This window comes from Thermostichus sp. OS-CIW-20, assembly GCF_054061455.1.
In genome coordinates, this window is sequence record NZ_JBSSEF010000002.1 from 118,389 (window position 1) to 135,507 (window position 17,119).

A 17,119-nucleotide genomic window follows, 5' to 3' on the forward strand; every position below is an offset into this window, starting at 1 on the left:
CAGCGGCAGGCCGCTTGTGCCTTCAACTGCAGGGCAAGGGACAGCCAGGGCTTTGAACTAGTACTTGGGAATGGAGGGATCGTAAGCCTCAGCCCAGGCCAGGATCCCCCCGCGCAGGTTTTTCCCTTGGATCCCGGCTGCTTGCAGAATCTTCAAGGCCTTGGCCGAGCGCACCCCGCTCTTGCAGTGGACGATTAGCTCCGAGCCGTTGAGGAGTTTTCGCACCTGCTCCACCCCATCGCCGTTTTCGATTTGCGGCAACGGGATCAGGTGAGCGCCAGGGATCCGGCCGATCTCCCACTCGTTGGGGTTGCGCACATCGACCAACACAAAGTCTTGGCCAGCATCCATCCGCGCCTTCAGCTCAGCCACGCTGATCTCGGGGATCTCCGCTTGGCTGGCTTGTTCTGTGGCTTGCGGGATCCCACAGAACTGCTCGTAGTCGATGAGCTGGGTGATGGGGGGAGTGGCGGGGTTTTTGCGCAGCTTCAGCTCGCGGAAGCTCATTTTTAGAGCATCGTAAAGCAGCAGCCGCCCGCTCAGGGTCGTGCCGATGCCCAGCAGGATTTTCACCGTCTCGGTGGCCTGGATCAGGCCGATGATGCCGGGCAGGATCCCCAGCACGCCCCCCTCGGCACAGGAGGGAACCAGCCCCGGTGGCGGTGGCTCGGGGTAGAGATCGCGGTAGTTGGGCCCATCCTCGTAGTTGAAAACCGTCGCCTGCCCCTCGAAGCGGAAGATCGAGCCGTAGACATTGGGCTTGCCCGTCAGCACACAGGCATCGTTGACCAGGTAGCGGGTGGGGAAGTTGTCGGTGCCATCCACGATCACGTCGTAGTTGGCAAACAGCTCCAGGGCATTGTGGGCCTTCAGAGCGGTGTTGTAAACGTCCACCTGGCAATAGGGGTTGATCTCCAGGATGCGGTTTTTGGCCGATTCCACCTTGGGCTTGCCCACCCAGGAGGTGCCGTGGATCACCTGCCGCTGCAGGTTCGACACATCCACCACATCGAAATCGACGATGCCGATCCGCCCCACACCGGCTGCCGCCAAATACAGCAACAGGGGCGAGCCCAGCCCGCCGGTGCCAATGCACAGCACCTTGCCCGCTTTCAGCCGCTTCTGCCCTTCCAGGCCCACCTCTGGCAGGATAAGGTGGCGAGAAAAGCGCTCCATCTCCTCGCGGGAGAGGCTGACTTGGCTGGTGTCCAGGTTCAACATGGTCAACGCCCTCCGGCAATAGCAGGAACGATGCTGATGACGGCTTGTTCTCCCACCGGCGTGTTGTCGCCTTGGGCCAACGTGCGCACGTCCTCGTCATTGAGGTAAACGTTGACGAAATTGCGCAACTTGCCGTCTTCTGTGTAGAGGTGGCGCTTTAGCTCGCCATAGCGGGCGATCAGGTTGCTCATCACTTCGCCGACATTGCTGCCCTCGATCTCGACAGCTTCCAGGTTGTCGGTGTAGGGACGCAAGGGGGAGGGAATCAAGACTTTGGTTGCCATGGGAGTTCGGGGAAGGGTTCTAGCGATCTGGTTGATCTACACCTTGAGGTTCTGAGCTGAACTATTCCAAGTGTCACCTCATCAAGTTCAGAGTACCGCTTTTTCCGACAACCCTCACCCCAGTCATTGCCCACCAGGGATCCCAAAGCTTCTCAGCCATAAGCCTCATTTTTGGAAGGAAGGTTGGCGGGAAAACAGCAGTCAGCTTCTCTAGCCAGCCCGAGCCACAAGCGAGGGCAGAGATTTGTCTTCCCAAATCTGCATCGGCTCCCGTTGGGGCTGCTCCTGCTCATCCAAAACCCAACTGGCCACCTCCTCTGCTTTGCCCTCGCGCACGCTGACGATCACACAGGAAAAGCCCCAGGGAAAAGCGTGCTGGCGATCGAACTCGGAGGGAACAGCCGCGTGGTTGGGGTGGGAATGGTAGGTGCCCAGGATCCCCAGGCCTTTGCGCACGGCATGGTCGTTGGCCCGCTTGAAATCCGCCGGGTCGATCAAGAAGCGGCGGCGGCTGGATTCGCCGTCTGCCAAGGGGTTTTCGGCTTGATCCCAGGTGTTGGCCACCGCCCAGAGTTCATGGACGATTTTGTCCGCTCCCTTGAGCTCGCCGATCAAAATGCCGCAGCCCTCGTAGGGAAAGGCTTGCTCGCCATGCTGGCGGATGGCGTGGAGGTGCTCTGCCGAGAGGTGAAGGGCCATGAATCTCACCTTTGCCGATGGAGTTACCGTTCTTTCATTTTGACACAGAGGGATAGCTTGGTAGCCCCGTACTTTGGTGCGGGCAGAGCTCTGGGCTGATGAGCTGGGGAACTGCGCAGAGTCCCCAGCGCTCCGGGGAAACAGCTATGCCGTTGCCTTGGCGTTTAACCAGCCGGTCGGCAGGGGGAGTGTCGAAGGTTGACTGGGGATGGGATCCCTTCTTTCGCCGCCGGTTTTCCTTTGGCATGAGTGGGAGTCTGAACAGATTTGGATCCGGCGAACTAACCGAGCACATCAGGGTGAGGATCCGGCAGCGGAGAGGCAAGCGGGGAATAGTGGGGGCAGCCCTGGCAGGGCCCTCGCGGGTTGACGGCACAGCGCAACCAGGTCGACTGGGCGCTGAAAATACAGGAGGGATCCCCCAGCGGCTGGCCGAATTCACCGGCCCGTTGGCGGCGCAGCAGCACCACTTGTCGCCGCCAATCCTGCAAAAAGCGGCTGTAGGCGCGTTCCCGCCAGCGACGCTTGGCCGCATGTTCCGAGACGTAGGCAGTGAGGTTATCCAACATGAAGCAGTCACCCAGAGAGTAAGGCCAACAGGCTGGGGGTCGCGTTGGATCAGCCTAGATCCTCAGGATGGCACACTCTGGTAGGAGAGGGAAAAATTGCAGAAGAATTGCAAACGCTCCCTATCTTACTTGGGATGAAGAACCGCTTTGCCAACCGGAGGGCAGAGCGGCAGCATGGGCAAGGTGATTGGCTTTGAGCCGAAAAACTAGCGGAGCAAGCTTCTGGCTAGTGGGCAGGGGGATAAGCCGCCTATGATGGTATAGTAGAGGCTGGCTCCGACTTATAGCGAAGTGGCAGCGAGCCTACGGGGAAAGAAGTAAGTCGCCAGGGGATCCCTGCAGGCTTGCTTTCGAGGCAGGAGTTGAGGTTGTGATGACGGATGCCTCTGGGTCAGAACGATTGAAGCGAACCAAGGATATTTCTGAGAGTACACCGCCTTCATCTCTTCCGGATCACCTGATCCGGGCTACGGCGGCGGAGGGCAAGATTCGGGTGGTGGGCTTGGTGTCCACCCAGGCAGTCCAGGAAGCGCGGGAGCGGCACAAGCTCTCCTATGTGGCGACAGTGGCGCTGGGGCGGGCTATGAGTGCAGCCCTGTTGCTGGCGGCCAACCTGAAGCGACGCCAGGCGCGGATCAACCTGCAACTGAAGGGAAATGGCCCCTTGGGCGGCATCTACGTAGATGCCGGCATGGACGGCACGGTACGCGGCTATGTGAGCAACCCTGCCATTGAACTTCCTCTCACCCCTGAGAGCAAGTTGGATGTGGGTCAGGCCGTTGGGCGTTACGGCTACCTCCATGTGCTGCGGGACTTGGGCTACGGCCAGCCTTACACCAGTGCTGTGGAACTGGTTTCGGGAGAGGTGGGAGATGATATCAGCTACTACCTCTCCTCCTCGGAGCAGATCCCTTCGGCAGTTCTTTTGGGGGTGAACCTCGATTCCCAGCGGGTGCGCGCCGCCGGTGGAGTGCTGATGCAGCTCATGCCGGGAGCGCCAGCCAGTCTGATCCCGGAGATGGAGGCCCGTTTGGCCAAAGTAGAGGAATTCAGCCCAATGCTGGCCTACGGCGGCGGTTTGCGGGAGCTGTTGCAAATTTGCCTGGGCGACTTGGATCTCAAGATCGCGCCGGAGGTGCGCACCATCCGCTTCTATTGCCAGTGCAATTCCGACCGGGTGAAGGGGGCGCTGCGCATGTTGGGGCGGGACGAGCTCATCGACATGATCCGCACCGATAAGGGAGCAGAGGCGGTTTGCCAGTTCTGCAACGAGGTCTACCGCATCTCAGAGGATGAGCTGCGCTCGATTGTGGCGGAGATGTCGGCAAACCCATAGCACCCCGTGATGGCAGAATAATCGCCAGGTACGGGATCCCTGCTCTCCTATGTCCTCTGAGCCTGCTGCCCCTGAGCTCTCGGTTGTCATCCCCTGCAAAAATGAGGCGGACAACCTGGAACATTTGTTCGAGCGCCTGCGCCTAACCTTGGATCCGTTGGGGATCCCCTACGAGATCATCTGTGTCAACGACGGCAGCGAGGACGACACGCTGGAAAAGCTGATCGCTTTCCATCGTCAGGATCCCCGCATCAAGGTGGTGAACCTCTCCCGCGGTTTTGGCAAGGAAATTGCCCTCACCGCCGGCTTGGACTACGCTGCGGGCAGAGCCGTTGTGCCCATCGACGCCGACCTGCAGGATCCCCCGGAGTTGATCCCGGAGATGCTGCAGCAGTGGCGGCAGGGGTATCAGGTGGTGTATGCGGTGCGCCGCAGCCGCCGGGGAGAGAGCTGGCTCAAGCGCTTGACGGCCAACGGGTTTTATTGGGTCATCGACCAGCTCAGCCAGGTGCGGATCCCGCGCAATACCGGGGACTTTCGGCTACTGGATCGGCAGGTGGTGGACGCCATCAGGCAACTGCGGGAGCGCACCCGCTTTATGAAAGGGATCTTTGCCTGGGTGGGCTATCGTCAGGTGGCCATTTTTTACGACCGCGCCCCCCGTTTTCGCGGCAAAAGCCAGTGGAACTACTGGCGGTTGTGGAACCTGGCCATAGAAGGCATTACCTCTTTTAGCTCTTGGCCGTTGCGGGTGTGGAGCTATCTGGGCTTGGGGATTTCCGTGCTGGCTTTGCTGTACGGCCTTTTTCTGATCATCCGCACTTTGCTGTTTGGCTCTGATGTGCCCGGCTACGCCTCTTTGGCGGTGATGACCTTGTTTTTGGGCGGGATCCAGTTGATCAGCCTGGGCGTAATTGGAGAGTATCTGGGCCGCGTTTTTGAAGAGGTGAAAGGCCGGCCACTGTACCTAGTCCAAGGCGCCTTTGGGTTCGAGACCTCAGGACATTCGCCTTCTCCAGGATCCTATCCTGTTTGCAGCTCGGGCTCGCTGCCCACTCAAAAGCCGGGATGAAAAGCTCTTATGCTCTTATTCCCACCTCATTTTTCTGGGTTCTGCGTCCGGCATATTCTTGGTACTCGCGCACAAGGATCTCCTGCATCTCTTTCTGGGAAAGCTGGATTCCTTGGATTTCGGCGCGGGCGATGGCCTTCATCAGCTCAATATAGGCCAGGCCAAGGGAAAGGGTCAGGGTAGCGGCTGTGGTGGATTGGATGATGCCGCCTGCCAGGGATCCCACGCCGGGGATCAGCTTCAGCAGGTTCGAGACAATGGCCCGCCCGGTCACCACTGCGCCCCCAACGCCTGCCAAAGCCGCCATCAAAGAGTAATAAAAAGAAGGGGAAGCTTTGTAGCCGAAGATAAAGCTGATATTGGCAATCATGCCAATCTGAGCAGCCACCAACAGAGGGGCATCGGCAAAAGGAAGGGGGGTTGCCCCAATAAAGGCCGCGCTGGCCACATAGCCCGATACATACTTAAAAGCAGCATCGGCTTTGAGATCTACCCGCAGCAATTGCTGGCGGATAAAGGCAAGGCGAGCCACTTCCGGCAGCAGCTCCAAGGTGCAGCCGATCAGATGCTCCAGCCCGTGGGCGGGGATGGTGAGTTGCCGGTTAATGACCTTGTCCTTAGCCAAAAGAGGAACAATGTAGCGAACAGGGAGATTTTGGCGCTGCAAATACTGGAAAAACTCGCTCTCTTCCGGATTGGGGTATTCCAGGCATTGAGTTAAAACCAAGATGACCGGCACATCTTTGAGTTCCAGTTCCCTCAGCCACCTGCGCTCGGTTTCCTCCAGCCGCTTCAGCTCGTGGTGGATGCAATACCAAACAATGTGAATGTGATGTTCAGGATCCTTGAGGCGCAGCTCGTCGATTAGTTGGGCCACCTCGAGGCGGATCTGAGTATTCTGCTCGCCGGCCAACTCCATGCCAGGCGTATCGTAGATGGTGATCGGGCAACCTTGCTTGGAATATTGGCGAATGTGGCGGGTGACGGGGCTGCCGACGCCGGTGCGGGCCAGCTCATCTTTAAACACCGCGTTGACCAAAGTGCTCTTGCCCACCCCGCTTTTGCCGATCACCAGGACGTTGCAATGGCCCATTTCGGCCTCCGCTTCCAGCAGGCTCTGTTTGAACAGGTGGCGTTTGAACAGGTGGCCGGCCGAATCTTCTAGATCTCCCTGTTGCCCCCGAGCTCGCGCAACCGTTTGATGGGTTAGGCGAATCAGTTTTTCTATCCAGGAGCGGCTTTCCGGCTCCGTTTGAGACATGCTCCATCCCCAAGTACGGGATCAACTGGGCTAACGCTCCCAGTCTAGTGTAAATCGCGAAGGGATGCGACTCCTCCCTGACCGGCCCACCGGTTCTGCTACAACCAGCACTTTATTGAGAGCTGTTCACAAGAAGCGCCGAGTTGGACTATGCTGGGGTGGGGACAGCCCCAAGATCTCCTGGATCGACTCAATCAAGTAGACTGGGTAGATAGCTGTGTCCTCTTTACCTTGGAGAACCTTGCCCTATGTCTGAAACCGCAACCTTGCGCCAGGCCTTCAACAGCGTGCGCAACAACCCTGTCTCCCTCGGCCTGGAGGTGACCCAGCCGATCTGCGAGGGGATGAACGCCCTTCTGGCCAGCTTCCAAGGGTTGTACTTGCAATACCAGAAGCATCACTTCGTAGTGGAGGGCACCGAGTTCTACCCGCTGCACCAGTTATTCAAGGATCACTACGAGCAGGTGAGGGAACATGTTCACGACCTGGGAGAACGCCTTGAAGGTCTAGGGGGTGTGCCGGTAGCCACCTTTGCCACCTTGGCTCGCCTCTGCTGCTTTACCCCTGAGCCGGATGGCGCTTTTGAGGCGCGGCAAATGCTGAAGAACGATCTGGCCGCGGAGCAGGCCATCATTGATCTGCTGCGGCGTCAGGCCGCTCAAGCGGAAAGCCTAGGGGATCGCGCCACCCGCTACCTCTACGAGCAGATCTTGCTGAAGACGGAAGACCGGGCCTTCCACCTCAGCCACTTCCTGGCCAACGACAGCCTGGTGTTTGGCTTGATGGACGGCAGAGCCTAGTCGGGATCCAGGGCAGGCCCGTCAGGTCGGCGAGCCTGCTACCCTATCTGCGCTGGCTTTTGTTTTTCTTGTAAGCATTTATTGAGAATTACTCTCCCTAGTAGCTTTCCAGGTCTACTCTTATTGATGAGGCGTTGCTTCTGGCCATGAACTTTGTATCTTCTGGGAGCGGCTATTGTTTGCAGATCCCCTTGGGGGAGCGCTGGCGCATTGGGCGGCGGCTGGTGGAGTTGGGGATCCCAGCGGTTTGTACGGGAGAGGGTCATTTGCAGGTGCAGGTGGACACGCCTTTGGCTCTGGTGCAGGTGCGCAGCGTGATCCGCCAATACACGGCGCGGCGGCGGGAGTTATTGGACAGCCTAGAGATATGTTGGCAGCTCAACGCTGGGGGACAAGATGAGCAAGTTGGCTAAGCAAAGGATCCCGTTTGAGGCAGAGGGCCAGTTCCTGGGATTTCTTCCCGATAAGGATGGCAAGCTCAAGTACTTGCGCTGGCAGGCCGGGGCAGAAGTGTTTGCTGGCAAGATCCCCAAGCCGCTGCGTTCTGAGCTCTACCGCAGCCTCAAACCCGGAGATAGGCTTCAGATCGCCGGGGAGCGGGAGGTGGATCCATTCAAGGGGCGAGAGAAATGGGTGCTCTGCCGCGTGGTTCCTGTCCAGGCTTCCCCCAAGGCCGCTCCCGGAGCGGAGGAAGGGAGGAAAGGCGTTGTCTTGGTCTGTCAGAAGTCTGATTGCTGTCGGCGGGGGGCGATGGCGGTGATGCAGGCTCTGCAGGCCCACTTGGCGGCCTACCCGGAGACCATCCGGGTGCAGGGAGTGGGCTGCATGAAAGATTGCAAACGGGGGCCCAACGTGGTGTTCCTGCCCGACAAGGCTCGCTACAGCGGCGTTTCTCCGCAAGGGATCCCGGCTTTGTTGCAGCGGCACTTTCCGCTGGCAGACCCAGTTCCTTCTCCTTGAGCGGCAACGTCGCCTGCTGCTAAGGGATCTAATCCTGGACGCAGACAACCTGCTGGGTTTGGGCAGACCGCTCGGCGGCCTCGGCCACAGCTAGGGCGTGGAGCATCTTCTCCGGATCCACGTAGAGAGGGCTGCCGCAGCGCAGGTGAGCCAGCACCATGCGGGTATCTTGCTCAAACAGGCCGTGGCGAGATCCGGTCTCCAGGGGATGGGCGCTGCCAGGGCGCAACAGGGTCGCCTCTTCGCCGTTGATCAGCAGGCCCCCCCGCTGGCCATGGAACTCCAATAGGCGCTGGGAGCACCACAGGGAGTCCCCTTTGCCATAGGTCAACACCGCCAGCAGCCCACTGGCAAAACTTAGGTGGGCTGTGCAGTAGCAACTGCTGTAGCGGTGGGGCAAGTCTGGACCGTCGTAGCGCAGTTGACAGCTCACCCGCTCTACCTTTCCCAACAAGTCCACCAGGCGGTGGATGCGGGAGACAGCCCCTGTGAGGGGGAAGCCAAACTGGTCGGGCCGATAAGTCCAGCGGTCGGGGGCAGGGTGGGCGGCAGTGAGGGTAATGTAGCGAACGGCAAACAACTTGCCCAGCCCTGCCAGCTCCCGTCTCAGCAACTGGTGAACGCCGCTGAGGAGCTCTATGTGCTCTACGTGCAACAGCAACTGCCGTTCCGCTGCCAATTGCACCAGGGAGCGAGCTTCGGCAACGCTCAGGGCCAGGGGATATTCCACAACGGTGTGGATCCCGGCCTCCAGGGCGGCACGGGCGATGGCCGCATGATCCCGATTGATGGTGCTAACAAACACCAAATCCAGCGGCTGCTCGCAGAACAGGGAAGACCAGTCGGAATAGGCCGCCGCCCCAAACTCGGCGGCAAAAGCAGCACTTCGCTCAGGGGTTCGGCCAGCAACTGCCACAATCTGCACCTGCCCATCTTTGCGCAAGGCTTCTGCCCGTGAGCGAGCTGCATAGCCAGTGCCAATGATCCCCACCCGCAAGGTCTGTCTCCTCTCGTAGCCTGTTTCGGTCTGTAGCATCCCATGGAGCCCCACAACAGGGATCTTGCCCTCTCCAGCTTGTCCGGGAAGATCCCTGCTCCCCCGCCAAAGCTCTAGCCCCTTAGCTCCCAAACACGCTGACAATGCGGCGCATGGCTTCTTCCACGTTGGCGCGGCTGTTAAAAGCCGACAGGCGCAGATAGCCCTCGCCGGCGCTGCCAAAGCCCGATCCGGGAGTTCCTACCACATGGCAGGTGTGCAGCAGCTTGTCGAAAAACTCCCAACTACTTAGCCCCTCCGGGGCTTTTACCCAAACGTAGGGAGCGTTGACGCCGCCGTAGGCCTGGAGGCCGGCTTTGGCCAACTGCTCACGAATGATGCGGGCATTCTCCAGGTAAAACTGCACCAGAGCCCGCACCTGGACCTGCCCCGCCTCGGAATAGACGGCTTCTGCTCCCCGCTGCACAATGTAGGCCACGCCATTGAACTTGGTGGACTGGCGGCGATACCACAGGCTCCACAGATCCACCCAGGAGCCGTCGGCAGCCTGGCCCCGCAGCGACTTGGGCACCACGGTAAAGGCGCAGCGGGTGCCGGTAAAGCCAGCCGTTTTGGAAAAGGAGCGGAACTCGATGGCGCATTCCCTTGCCCCTGGGATCTCGTAGATGGAGTGGGGGATCCCAGGCTCGGTAATGTAGGCCTCGTAGGCGGCATCGAAGAGGATGAGCGAGTTGTGGGCGCGGGCATAGTCCACCCAGGCCTGCAAATGCTCCCGCGTGGCCACTGCGCCGGTGGGGTTGTTGGGAAAGCAGAGGTAGATGACATCCACCTTTTGCTGGGGCAAGCTGGCGGTGAAGTGGTTTTCTGCCGTCAGCGGCAGATAGACCAGGCCCTCGTATTCGCCCCGCTCGTTGGCCGGCCCCGTATGGCCGGCCATCACATTGGTGTCTACATAAACCGGGTAGACGGGATCCGTGATGGCAATGGTGTTGTCGTGGCCGAGAATATCCAGGATGTTGCCGCAGTCGCACTTGGAGCCGTCGGAGATGAAGATCTCAGAGGCGTCGATGTCGCAGCCGCGGGCCTGGAAATCGTGGCGGGCAATGGCCTGGCGCAGCCACTCGTAGCCCTGTTCCGGCCCATAGCCGCGGAAGGTGGCCCGCTCCCCCATCTCCTCCACGGCCCGGATCATGGCTGTTCGGCAGGCTTCCGGCAGCGGCTCGGTGACATCGCCAATGCCCATCTTGATGATCTGAGCTTCGGGATAGGCGGCGGCAAAGGCCTGCACCCGCCGGGCAATCTCGGGAAAGAGATAGCCAGCCTTCAGCTTGAGGAAGTGGTCGTTGATCCTGGCCATAGGAGTTCAGCGCTGCTGAGCAAAAAGGAGCGTCGGCCCTTTAGTGTAGCCGAAGCCGGCCCCAACCCGCCCTCCCGACTGCAGGGCAGAGCCAGCCCTAGCGCCCCAGGCTATCCAGGCTGAAGGCGCCCACCGGCGAGGTTAGGTGAAACTCTCCCCGCTCTTGGGTCAGGCCCACCGGGCGGCTGGGAAAGGCCACCAGGATCCCTTCCAGGCGCAGGGACTCTGCCAGCGGATCGTAGGCCAGGCGCAGCTCGAAATCCCGCAGGTCGCGGCGCACCTCAATGCGGCGGATCCCTGCCTCCGTCAGGCCCAGGCGGAGCCGCCAGTGGTTTTGCCACTGCGTGCCGAGGGTGGCATCTAACTCCAGTCCATAGGTAGAGATCTGACCTAGCCGCGGATCGTAAACCGCCTGCAGCGCGTAGCTGATCCCTGGTTCATACACCTCCAGGCCAGAGCGTTGATCCCGGTTAAATGTGGTGCTGCTGCGTCCCCGATATTCCAGACGAACGGGTTGGAGCTGTCCCTGGTTCAGGTCGTAGGCCGTCTGCAACTGAATGTTGAACAGATCAGGGGTGGTGCTCCAGGTGAAGTTGGCGTTGAGGGTATCCCACTTCTGGGTGATGAAGTCGTAGCCAAGGCTGGTGTCCAGGCGCACCAGGTTTTTCACCTCTGCCTGCAGCTCCTGCAGGTTACGGGAGGCAATCGCTTCCAAGTCCTCCGGCGTGTCGTCGGGAAAAGTCAGGGCTATGGGCAGCTCGCCGGGCAGGTCATCTTCAAAGGCAAGGTAGCCGGGAGGCACGTTGGGCAGGAAGTCGCGCGGCGTAAAGAAGCTGATGCTGGCGTTGAGGCGATCCACATCCTTGGGGCTGGCGGAAAGGGTTTGAAAGGGCACAGAGTTGTTGCCGTAGAAGGTGCGGCTGTAGCGCAGGTCGATGGTGTTCCAGTCGGCAGGCTTGAGGCTGAGGCGGGGGTTGAGGCTGACGGTGGATTCCTGGTCGGGGGTTGAGTACAGGACTTGGGTGTAGTCGATCGAGCCGGGCATGAAGGTGATCCAGGGAGCCGGTTGAATGTCGTTGAATTGAAGGCTGGAGCGCAGCTCGTAACGATTGAAAAAGTTAAGGCCAGATCCCCCTTCTCGATCCGGCTGTTGCTCTTGGGTCAGGGTGAGGGCGCTGCTGAGGAAGATATCGGGACTGAGGCGGAGGAGATCGGGGTTGAAGGCCAGCTCGAAATTGCGGCGCGGCTCGGTGTCGCCGTTGGAGCTGCTGTAGGCGCGGTAGGCCAGGCGGTAGGTGCCGCCCCAGCCGGGTGGGGTGAGTTGGGCACCCAGCGTCAGCCGCGCGTCGGCAAAGTCTGGCCCATCCTTGACGCTCACCCGCTGGTTGTAGTCCAGCCGCAGATCCGATTGCAGCCAAGGCATGCCCCCATAGCGCTGGAGGTGGCTGAGGGTGAGGGGAAAGCTATAGGTGCCGTTCTCCTGGGATCCGGTGCGGCTGATGTTGAGGGTGGTGGTGGAGAGATCCCCCTGAAAGGTGGCGTTGAGACGGAGATCGGCGTTGTCGTTGCGCCCGCCGGCAGGGCGGTAGGTGTTGTCCAGGTTGAGGTTGAGCTGGCCCCACAGTTGGCCTTCTTGGCCGAGGATGTTGGCGGCGTAGAAGTCGAAGTTGTGGTCGAGGCGGAGGCGGCTGGAAAAGCGCCGCTGGTCGGCCTCGGTTACCAGGTAAAACTGGGCCCGCCCGTAGTTGACGCTGTCGGGGATGGGGAGGATGTAGTCGTGCAGAAAGCCGATGCCCAGGCCTTTCTTCTGCAGGACATCTAGCCGCAGGCCGCCGAAGTTGTACTCGTCGAAGCGGTAGGCCCAACTGGACTTGACAAACACCCCTTCCGCCTCGCTGCGTCCCGGCAGCACCCACTGGTGATCCCGCAGGCTGTAGATAAAAAGGGGCAAGTAGGCAACCTGCAGTCCCGCCCGCAGATCGCCCTCTGGGGTGAGCTCGCCGCCGGCAAAGACGCGGGCGTCGTAAACGATGACCCGGTTATCGGGAAACACTTCCACCCGATCCCCTTGTACGTAGTGGGTAATGGGCGGCTCCGGCGAGGTGGTGACGGTGGCCCTCTCGAAAAAGATCTGATCCCCCAACAGGGCGGTGGTCTCTTGGCTGCGCACAAAAACCTTGGTGCCCGGCTCCTCCCCCGGCAAGATCACCAGCGAGCTTTCAAATTGAGCGCTGCGACCGGGGATGTCCAGATCCAGGTTGCGCCCCTCAATTTGCCGGATGCCGCGCCCCTGGGGTCCAGGGGGCTGTTCCATCCGGAAGGGGCCGTCGCTGCGCAGGCGCCGTTCCCGTCGGTAAAACAACAGCCGCTCGCCGCTGATGCGGGTGCCGTCGGCCAACTGGATCTGGGCGTTCCCCTCGGCAATGCCCAGGTCTTGCTCGGCAAGGTAGCTGAGCACATCCCCACTGACGTTGATCTGAGCCGGGTCGAGGGGGATCTGGGCGGTGGCGGTGGCCGCCAGCTGCTGGCGAATCTGGGATCCCTGGCTGGCAGGCGGAGCGGCTTCTGGGCCGGTGGCGGGATCGCCCAGATCTCGCAACAGGGGGAACCGCTCCAACAACTGAGGAGCAAGGAGGGATCCGGCAGTGGGGGTGAATGCCTCAGTTCCGGTTTGAGCTGCCCTCTGAGTGCCGGTGGAAGAAGGGGCGCCGCCCCAATTCCAGTTCCCGCCGGCTTGCGGGATCCAGGTCGGGACTTGCTGCGCCACCGCTTCCGAACCAGGCCTCTCTTGCCCTTGAGCAGCGGCCAGGCTCTCGACGGTGGACCCTGGGGGGGGAACAGGCAAGCGCCTCGCTTCGTTGGGGTGCTGCCCAGGTTGCTCTTCTACCTGCAAGTCAGCAGCTTGGGAAGTTGCAGGCTGGGAGGAGCGAAGGGAGTCCAGAGTAGGAACAGCTGCCGTGGGCGTTGTCGATGAAGCAGACCGGGAGGACGGTGTTGCCTGAGCTTGGGCCTGCTGCGCCTGCCGCCGTGCATGGGCCGCCGCCCCTTCGGCCAAGAGCGGCTGCAGCCGCTGCCGGTTTAGCTCTTCCGGTGTGAGCGCTTTTTCGGGAGGGGATCCTTCAACAGGGGCCGAGGCGGGAAGAGGGGGAACGGAGGGAGCCGCTGTTGCTGCCAGGCGCGAGGAGGATTGGGCCTCGGCCAAGGTGATGGGATCCCCCAACAGGCTGGCGCCGGTGGGAGCAACCGGCTCTGAGCCAGGATCGCGGCTCCGCTGGGCCGCCCAAAAGCGCTGATAGCCCTCCAGATTGGTGGGCAGGGGATCCAACTGGGCAAAGACGGCCTCCCCCATCCCCAACCACAAGGAGCTGCCCCAGCACAGGGCCAACCATTTTGCCCAAGGGCTGAAGCCCTGCGGGAAGTTGCCGGATCTCACCGTAAAAACCGCCACAGTAGAGAGAAGCCCACCCCACCGAAAATCATATTCGGCAACCAGGCGGCCAGCCAGGGATCGATATGCTCAACTCGGCCCATGGCGCGTCCCAGGCTCATCAGTACATAGTAAATAAACACCAGGACAATCGCCAGCGCCACACTGCCGTAGCGGCCGGTCTGGCGCACCGTCTGCAGGCCCAAGGGCGCAGCCACCAAAATGGCAAAAAAGCTGGCCAAGGGAATGGCGAACTTGAGGTGGTACTCCGTCAGGCAGCGGGCCACATCAGCAGAAGGACGTTGCTCCGCTCGATATCGCTGGCACTGCTCCCACAGCTCTGCCGCCCGTTGCTCCTGGGGCACCTTCTCGGCGTACACCAGGCCCACCAACTTGTTGACGATGTTCAGCTCCATCTCCGCCACCTGGCCCTCGTAGTAGGTGCGCCCCCGCTCGTCGTAGCGACGGATCACCACGTCTTGCAGGTGCCAGGCTTGGCCCACCTGGTGCGCCGTTTGGGCCGAGATCACCTGTGGGTAGCGCAGGTGGCCGGTCTCGGCCTTGCGATCCAAAATCAGCAGATCGTGCATCCAGCCGGTCTTCGGGTCGATGGATCCCACATGAAACCAGAGGTCGTCGTCCACCCGCACAATTTCCTCCGAGTCAAACGGAAGGGCATCCTGGGCCAGGATGAGGTTGGTGTTCAGGGTTTTCACCTTTTGGTTGGTCTCTGGCACGATCACCTCGTTGGTCAACAGCGCCAGGCCGCTGACCAGCAGGCCGATGCAGAGCACCGGAATCAACACCTTGCGGTAGGGGATCCCGGCGGCCCGCAGGGCGGTGATCTCGCTGTCAGCTCCCATCCTGCCCAGAGTAAGTAGGGTGGCAAAGAGGCCGGCAATGGGGAAGGTGACCACCAAAATGGCGGGCAAGTTGAGGAGGAGAATGTGCAAAATTGTCAGGGGAGGGGCGCCTTTTTTCACCAGCAAATCGGCGTAGATAAAAAGCTGGTTGCCCAGCATCATCACCGTGCCCCCCGCCACCCCCAAAAAGAAGGGGCGGATCATCTCTTTGCAGAGATAAAACTCCAAAAAAAAGCCCCCCAACTTCAGGGATCCCCAAAAGCTCCCCGTCTGGGCAGAAGTTCGGCGCCGTTGACCCTTGGCCAGTGGGATGGTCATGTGGCTCTGTTACCTCAGGTGCACAAGCTCAGCCAGCTCTAGAGATCCAGACGACCCCCAGCTCCGCTGGGATCCCGTCAGAGGGCGTCGGTGATGCGGAATTGAAACATCCCCTGCTGCTGCTCGTCCCCTTCCACGGTGTACTCATCCCGCTCCAAGTTCAGGGTGACCAGCCTGCCGCTGAGGCGGTTGGCGCCCCGGCACATCTGATCCAGAGCATCGCGACCGGGCAGCGGTGCAGTGCTCTCGCGGGGAATCGGATTGAGCTCGCCGCGATCGCAGAGGAGGACGGGAGCCTGGTCGGCGGTGATCCTGAAAATCTGCCCTTGGTCGGAGTACTCGGCGCGATCCCCTTCGATGGCGCGGTTGGCCTGCACGATAACCACATTGCCGAAGAAGCGGGCATCGCCGCTGGCCTGATCGATCTCCACCCGGTCGGCGTAGATCACCGTCGGCTGGTCCACATCGGCCTGGGTCTGGGGGTTTTGCAGACGCCGCGCCAGCCAGTCCCCCTCGATCTGCTCGATCACCACCTCTCCCCGCAGCTCCACCTTCTCAGGGGTAATGGTGGCCTGGTTGGCCTTGGCCTTGCGCCCCCGCTGGATGAACTCGACGGCCTCGCTAAACTCCGAGGTGCCGGTACGAGAGTTGTAAACCAGGCGGGCGGCCCGCACTTCCGTTTCGGCTTGGCGCAGCTCCTCCGTCAGGGATCCGCCGCCAGGAGCTGGGGTAGAGGTGGCCATCTGCCGGTAGAGGACGTTTTCTTCAAAAAAGAAGATCTTGTCGCGGTGGTTGCCCTCCAAGCGGGCGGAGGTGAGCACCCGCCCAGGCTCGCGCAGGGTAACCCCCCCCGTCAGCAGGCTTTGGGATTCGCGGCGGCGGTAGGTGCCCTGGGCCGACTGGATGATGGTTTCCCCCTGGCGGATTTCCAGGTTGCCTTCCCCGCGAGCAATTTGCGTGTTGCGGTCGTAGGTGAGGCGGTCGGCGACGATGGTGACCTCCTGATCCTGCTGGGCTGGGGTCGCCTGGGGATCAGCCTGGGCCAAGCGCAGATCCGCCAAGAGGGGATCCCGGCTGCCGACATCGGCCACCTCCTGCAACACCACGCCGCCGGAGAGAATGCTCTGGGCCTGTCGGCGCAGGTAGGTGCCCTGAGGGGCGCGAATCTCGAGGCCGCCTTCGCGAATGCGCAGGTTCCCTTTCCCTTCGGCCACCTGGTTGGCCCGGTCGTAGGTGAGCTGGTCAGCGGTGATGATGGTAGAAGTGGGATCCGCCCCAGCGCTGGTCGGGTCGCTCATGGGCGCGGCTGCTGGGCGTGAGGACTCCGAATCCAAGGGCAACACCGTTAGCTTGCCCTGCTGGGCGCTGAGGAGGGCAAATTGGAAGTTAAACGAGCCGGAGCGGCCCTCTAGGATCATTTCTTGCCCTTTGAGGGTGAAGGCCTCCGGCACCTCGATGCGCTCTTCGGGGGTGATTCGCAGAGCACGGGTCAGAAGCAGGCTGCCATCCTCGCTTCTCACCTCCACCCCCTCATCCAGATACAACGCGTCGGCGGTGGCGTCGTAGCGGGCACGCTTGGCCTGCCAAATCATCCGCTCGCTGCTGGCAAAAAAGGGATCCGGCACCTCTTCTTGGCGGTCGGCGCCATCTCCGTAGAAGTAGCCGTGCGCCCCCTGCTCAAACACCTGTTGCCCAGCTCTTAGCTCCACCTGGTCGGCGATGAGACGCCAACGCCGCTGGCCCCCTCGACGACCCAAGATATCTACCCTGCGGCTGACGGAAAGGGGCTGATCCGGGGGAAGGGGCTCCACCTTTACCTCTTCGATGTCGATGGACAAGGCCCAGGCAACCAGAGCAGCCAAGAGGCCGGTTCCCAAGAGCGCCACCCCCAGGTTGGAATTGAAAAATCGCCGCATCCTGTTCTCGCCGCTGCCTTACGTTGATCCCTAACCCAT

15 protein-coding genes are annotated in these 17,119 nt (G+C 61.2%); 5 read left to right on the forward strand and 10 right to left on the reverse strand.

Going from position 1 to position 17,119, the window contains the following annotated elements; genetic code table 11:
• Positions 1-57: 57 nt before the first annotated feature.
• The 4 genes from moeB to ACVWXC_RS01470 all read right to left on the reverse strand — a co-directional run bounded on the left by moeB (position 58) and on the right by ACVWXC_RS01470 (position 2,773).
• On the reverse strand, positions 58-1,221 hold the full coding sequence (moeB, locus tag ACVWXC_RS01455) for a molybdopterin-synthase adenylyltransferase MoeB (RefSeq protein WP_011431266.1): 1,164 nt from the start codon (positions 1,219-1,221) through the stop codon (positions 58-60).
• 2 nt (positions 1,222-1,223) lie between these two features.
• Positions 1,224-1,505, reverse strand: a complete 282-nt coding sequence (locus tag ACVWXC_RS01460; protein ID WP_011431265.1) for a MoaD/ThiS family protein — start codon at positions 1,503-1,505, stop codon at positions 1,224-1,226.
• Between the two features lie 210 nt (positions 1,506-1,715).
• On the reverse strand, positions 1,716-2,204 hold the full coding sequence (locus ACVWXC_RS01465) for a M67 family metallopeptidase (protein WP_457390677.1): 489 nt from the start codon (positions 2,202-2,204) through the stop codon (positions 1,716-1,718).
• A 281-nt stretch (positions 2,205-2,485) separates the two neighbouring features.
• Entirely contained in the window at positions 2,486-2,773 is a 288-nt protein-coding gene (locus ACVWXC_RS01470) for a DUF6464 family protein (protein ID WP_011431263.1), read from the reverse strand.
• Between the two features lie 373 nt (positions 2,774-3,146).
• Here ACVWXC_RS01470 and hslO point away from each other — a divergent pair, with 373 nt between their 5' ends.
• Positions 3,147-4,109, forward strand: a complete 963-nt coding sequence (gene hslO / locus ACVWXC_RS01475) for an Hsp33 family molecular chaperone HslO (RefSeq protein ID WP_011431262.1) — start codon at positions 3,147-3,149, stop codon at positions 4,107-4,109.
• Between the two features lie 49 nt (positions 4,110-4,158).
• Positions 4,159-5,181 (forward strand): glycosyltransferase family 2 protein, encoded by a 1,023-nt coding sequence (locus ACVWXC_RS01480; protein WP_011431261.1) that lies wholly within the window; start codon positions 4,159-4,161, stop codon positions 5,179-5,181.
• Positions 5,182-5,188: 7 nt separating this feature from the next.
• On the opposite strand, the gene ACVWXC_RS01485 is transcribed toward ACVWXC_RS01480, so the two are convergent.
• Positions 5,189-6,442 carry a YcjF family protein gene (locus tag ACVWXC_RS01485; protein WP_457390674.1) on the reverse strand — a complete coding sequence of 418 codons (1,254 nt, stop codon included), beginning with the start codon at positions 6,440-6,442 and terminating at the stop codon, positions 5,189-5,191.
• A gap of 248 nt (positions 6,443-6,690) precedes the next feature.
• On the opposite strand from ACVWXC_RS01485, the gene dpsA reads away from it, so the two are divergent.
• The 3 genes from dpsA (at position 6,691) to ACVWXC_RS01500 (ending at position 8,202) form a co-directional block, all read left to right on the forward strand.
• Positions 6,691-7,242, forward strand: coding sequence for a DNA starvation/stress protection protein DpsA (gene dpsA / locus ACVWXC_RS01490; RefSeq protein WP_011431259.1), 552 nt, complete (start codon positions 6,691-6,693; stop codon positions 7,240-7,242).
• A gap of 146 nt (positions 7,243-7,388) precedes the next feature.
• Positions 7,389-7,655, forward strand: coding sequence for an Asr1405/Asl0597 family protein (locus ACVWXC_RS01495; protein ID WP_041438578.1), 267 nt, complete (start codon positions 7,389-7,391; stop codon positions 7,653-7,655).
• Positions 7,639-8,202 (forward strand): (2Fe-2S) ferredoxin domain-containing protein, encoded by a 564-nt coding sequence (locus tag ACVWXC_RS01500; protein WP_041438576.1) that lies wholly within the window; start codon positions 7,639-7,641, stop codon positions 8,200-8,202. The genes ACVWXC_RS01495 and ACVWXC_RS01500 overlap by 17 nt, the downstream gene beginning before the upstream one ends.
• Before the next feature lie 28 nt (positions 8,203-8,230).
• Here ACVWXC_RS01500 and ACVWXC_RS01505 read toward each other — a convergent pair whose 3' ends face one another.
• From ACVWXC_RS01505 to ACVWXC_RS01525, 5 genes are all read right to left on the reverse strand, one after another.
• Positions 8,231-9,238, reverse strand: a complete 1,008-nt coding sequence (locus ACVWXC_RS01505; RefSeq protein WP_457390671.1) for a Gfo/Idh/MocA family protein — start codon at positions 9,236-9,238, stop codon at positions 8,231-8,233.
• Between the two features lie 82 nt (positions 9,239-9,320).
• Positions 9,321-10,556 carry an LL-diaminopimelate aminotransferase gene (locus ACVWXC_RS01510; protein WP_457390669.1) on the reverse strand — a complete coding sequence of 412 codons (1,236 nt, stop codon included), beginning with the start codon at positions 10,554-10,556 and terminating at the stop codon, positions 9,321-9,323.
• Positions 10,557-10,653: 97 nt separating this feature from the next.
• The gene (locus tag ACVWXC_RS01515; RefSeq protein ID WP_457390667.1) at positions 10,654-13,905 is read right to left on the reverse strand and encodes a hypothetical protein; all 3,252 of its coding nucleotides are present in this window, start codon (positions 13,903-13,905) and stop codon (positions 10,654-10,656) included.
• Between the two features lie 80 nt (positions 13,906-13,985).
• Positions 13,986-15,164, reverse strand: coding sequence for an LptF/LptG family permease (locus ACVWXC_RS01520; RefSeq protein ID WP_457390665.1), 1,179 nt, complete (start codon positions 15,162-15,164; stop codon positions 13,986-13,988).
• A gap of 77 nt (positions 15,165-15,241) precedes the next feature.
• Positions 15,242-17,080, reverse strand: a complete 1,839-nt coding sequence (locus ACVWXC_RS01525; RefSeq protein ID WP_099812827.1) for an LptA/OstA family protein — start codon at positions 17,078-17,080, stop codon at positions 15,242-15,244.
• Positions 17,081-17,119 lie beyond the last annotated feature (39 nt).

Coding starts and splice junctions, on each gene's coding strand:
- moeB (WP_011431266.1), bottom strand. CDS start 1,221: ATGTTGAACCTGGACACCAGCCAAGTCAGCCTCTCCCGCGAGGAGATG.
- ACVWXC_RS01460 (WP_011431265.1), bottom strand. CDS start 1,505: ATGGCAACCAAAGTCTTGATTCCCTCCCCCTTGCGTCCCTACACCGAC.
- ACVWXC_RS01465 (WP_457390677.1), bottom strand. CDS start 2,204: ATGGCCCTTCACCTCTCGGCAGAGCACCTCCACGCCATCCGCCAGCAT.
- ACVWXC_RS01470 (WP_011431263.1), bottom strand. CDS start 2,773: ATGTTGGATAACCTCACTGCCTACGTCTCGGAACATGCGGCCAAGCGT.
- hslO (WP_011431262.1), top strand. CDS start 3,147: ATGACGGATGCCTCTGGGTCAGAACGATTGAAGCGAACCAAGGATATT.
- ACVWXC_RS01480 (WP_011431261.1), top strand. CDS start 4,159: ATGTCCTCTGAGCCTGCTGCCCCTGAGCTCTCGGTTGTCATCCCCTGC.
- ACVWXC_RS01485 (WP_457390674.1), bottom strand. CDS start 6,442: ATGTCTCAAACGGAGCCGGAAAGCCGCTCCTGGATAGAAAAACTGATT.
- dpsA (WP_011431259.1), top strand. CDS start 6,691: ATGTCTGAAACCGCAACCTTGCGCCAGGCCTTCAACAGCGTGCGCAAC.
- ACVWXC_RS01495 (WP_041438578.1), top strand. CDS start 7,389: ATGAACTTTGTATCTTCTGGGAGCGGCTATTGTTTGCAGATCCCCTTG.
- ACVWXC_RS01500 (WP_041438576.1), top strand. CDS start 7,639: ATGAGCAAGTTGGCTAAGCAAAGGATCCCGTTTGAGGCAGAGGGCCAG.
- ACVWXC_RS01505 (WP_457390671.1), bottom strand. CDS start 9,238: ATGCTACAGACCGAAACAGGCTACGAGAGGAGACAGACCTTGCGGGTG.
- ACVWXC_RS01510 (WP_457390669.1), bottom strand. CDS start 10,556: ATGGCCAGGATCAACGACCACTTCCTCAAGCTGAAGGCTGGCTATCTC.
- ACVWXC_RS01515 (WP_457390667.1), bottom strand. CDS start 13,905: ATGGGGGAGGCCGTCTTTGCCCAGTTGGATCCCCTGCCCACCAATCTG.
- ACVWXC_RS01520 (WP_457390665.1), bottom strand. CDS start 15,164: ATGACCATCCCACTGGCCAAGGGTCAACGGCGCCGAACTTCTGCCCAG.
- ACVWXC_RS01525 (WP_099812827.1), bottom strand. CDS start 17,080: ATGCGGCGATTTTTCAATTCCAACCTGGGGGTGGCGCTCTTGGGAACC.